The sequence below is a fragment of the Pseudomonas rossensis genome (genome assembly GCF_039888995.1).
GTDB classification, from domain to species: Bacteria; Pseudomonadota; Gammaproteobacteria; order Pseudomonadales; family Pseudomonadaceae; genus Aquipseudomonas; species Aquipseudomonas rossensis.
Map to the genome: position 1 here is coordinate 1 of NZ_JBBWCB010000267.1, position 2,788 is coordinate 2,788.

General features: G+C 51.0%; 2 tRNA genes and 2 rRNA genes. All 4 read left to right on the plus strand.

Features of this window, described 5'->3' with window-relative positions:
• Nucleotides 1–375: 375 nt before the first annotated feature.
• Nucleotides 376–1,914, plus strand: a 16S ribosomal RNA gene (locus tag WLY71_RS30250).
• A 161-nt stretch (nt 1,915–2,075) separates the two neighbouring features.
• Nucleotides 2,076–2,152: transfer RNA gene (locus tag WLY71_RS30255), tRNA-Ile, on the plus strand.
• A 27-nt stretch (nt 2,153–2,179) separates the two neighbouring features.
• Nucleotides 2,180–2,255, plus strand: a tRNA-Ala gene (locus WLY71_RS30260).
• Between the two features lie 237 nt (nt 2,256–2,492).
• Nucleotides 2,493–2,788, plus strand: a 23S ribosomal RNA gene (locus tag WLY71_RS30265); the annotation flags it as partial.

Below are 2,788 nucleotides of genomic sequence, written 5' to 3' on the forward strand. Positions count from 1 at the left end.
ACGATTCGATCTTCTCGGTCGAAAGCGGTGTAAAAGAGGTGTTGACAGCAGCGAGTAACGCTGTAGAATTCGCCTCCCGCTAACGAGAGATCGGAAGCGCAAGTGGTTGAAGTTGCAAAGGAAACTTTGAAAACTTCGAAAAATAACCGCTTGACAGCAACAGAGGCTGCTGTAGAATGCGCGCCTCGGTTGAGACGAAAGATCTTAACCAACCGCTCTTTAACAACTGAATCAAGCAATTCGTGTGGGTGCTTGTGGAGTCAGACTGATAGTCAACAAGATTATCAGCATCACAAGTTACTCCGCGAGAAATCAAAGATGTAACCAACGATTGCTGAGCCAAGTTTAGGGTTTCTTAAAAACCCAAAGATGTTTGAACTGAAGAGTTTGATCATGGCTCAGATTGAACGCTGGCGGCAGGCCTAACACATGCAAGTCGAGCGGCAGCACGGGTACTTGTACCTGGTGGCGAGCGGCGGACGGGTGAGTAATGCCTAGGAATCTGCCTGGTAGTGGGGGATAACGCTCGGAAACGGACGCTAATACCGCATACGTCCTACGGGAGAAAGCAGGGGACCTTCGGGCCTTGCGCTATCAGATGAGCCTAGGTCGGATTAGCTAGTTGGTGAGGTAATGGCTCACCAAGGCGACGATCCGTAACTGGTCTGAGAGGATGATCAGTCACACTGGAACTGAGACACGGTCCAGACTCCTACGGGAGGCAGCAGTGGGGAATATTGGACAATGGGCGAAAGCCTGATCCAGCCATGCCGCGTGTGTGAAGAAGGTCTTCGGATTGTAAAGCACTTTAAGTTGGGAGGAAGGGCATTTACCTAATACGTAAGTGTTTTGACGTTACCGACAGAATAAGCACCGGCTAACTCTGTGCCAGCAGCCGCGGTAATACAGAGGGTGCAAGCGTTAATCGGAATTACTGGGCGTAAAGCGCGCGTAGGTGGTTTGTTAAGTTGGATGTGAAATCCCCGGGCTCAACCTGGGAACTGCATTCAAAACTGACAAGCTAGAGTATGGTAGAGGGTGGTGGAATTTCCTGTGTAGCGGTGAAATGCGTAGATATAGGAAGGAACACCAGTGGCGAAGGCGACCACCTGGACTGATACTGACACTGAGGTGCGAAAGCGTGGGGAGCAAACAGGATTAGATACCCTGGTAGTCCACGCCGTAAACGATGTCAACTAGCCGTTGGGAGCCTTGAGCTCTTAGTGGCGCAGCTAACGCATTAAGTTGACCGCCTGGGGAGTACGGCCGCAAGGTTAAAACTCAAATGAATTGACGGGGGCCCGCACAAGCGGTGGAGCATGTGGTTTAATTCGAAGCAACGCGAAGAACCTTACCAGGCCTTGACATCCAATGAATCTGCTAGAGATAGCGGAGTGCCTTCGGGAACATTGAGACAGGTGCTGCATGGCTGTCGTCAGCTCGTGTCGTGAGATGTTGGGTTAAGTCCCGTAACGAGCGCAACCCTTGTCCTTAGTTACCAGCACGTAATGGTGGGCACTCTAAGGAGACTGCCGGTGACAAACCGGAGGAAGGTGGGGATGACGTCAAGTCATCATGGCCCTTACGGCCTGGGCTACACACGTGCTACAATGGTCGGTACAGAGGGTTGCCAAGCCGCGAGGTGGAGCTAATCCCAGAAAACCGATCGTAGTCCGGATCGCAGTCTGCAACTCGACTGCGTGAAGTCGGAATCGCTAGTAATCGCGAATCAGAATGTCGCGGTGAATACGTTCCCGGGCCTTGTACACACCGCCCGTCACACCATGGGAGTGGGTTGCACCAGAAGTAGCTAGTCTAACCTTCGGGAGGACGGTTACCACGGTGTGATTCATGACTGGGGTGAAGTCGTAACAAGGTAGCCGTAGGGGAACCTGCGGCTGGATCACCTCCTTAATCGACGACATCAGCTGCTCCATAAGCTCCCACACGAATTGCTTGATTCATTGAAGAAGACGATAAGAAGCAGCCCTAACAGGTTGTAGCTTAGTTGGTTGGAGCGCACCCCATGCTCTGTGGTAAAGAGCAGGGTGAGGTCGGCCTTAAAGCTCGAAATTGGGTCTGTAGCTCAGTTGGTTAGAGCGCACCCCTGATAAGGGTGAGGTCGGCAGTTCGAATCTGCCCAGACCCACCAATTTTGTGTGGGAACCTGTAGAAATACGGGGCCATAGCTCAGCTGGGAGAGCGCCTGCCTTGCACGCAGGAGGTCAACGGTTCGATCCCGTTTGGCTCCACCACTACTGCTTCTGTTTGTTGAAAGCTTAGAAATGAGCATTCCATCGTGACGATGGTGAATGTTGATTTCTAGTCTTTGGATTAGATCGTTCTTTAAAAATTTGGGTATGTGATAGAAAGATAGACTGGACCACACTTTCACTGGTGTGGGATCAGGCTAAGGTAAAATTTGTGAGTTAAATTGCGAATTTTCGGCGAATGTCGTCTTCACAGTATAACCAGATTGCTTGGGGTTATATGGTCAAGTGAAGAAGCGCATACGGTGGATGCCTTGGCAGTCAGAGGCGATGAAAGACGTGGTAGCCTGCGAAAAGCTTCGGGGAGTCGGCAAACAGACTTTGATCCGGAGATGTCTGAATGGGGGAACCCAGCCATCATAAGATGGTTATCTTAAGCTGAATACATAGGCTTAAGAGGCGAACCAGGGGAACTGAAACATCTAAGTACCCTGAGGAAAAGAAATCAACCGAGATTCCCTTAGTAGTGGCGAGCGAACGGGGACTAGCCCTTAAGTGGCTTTGAGATTAGCGGAACG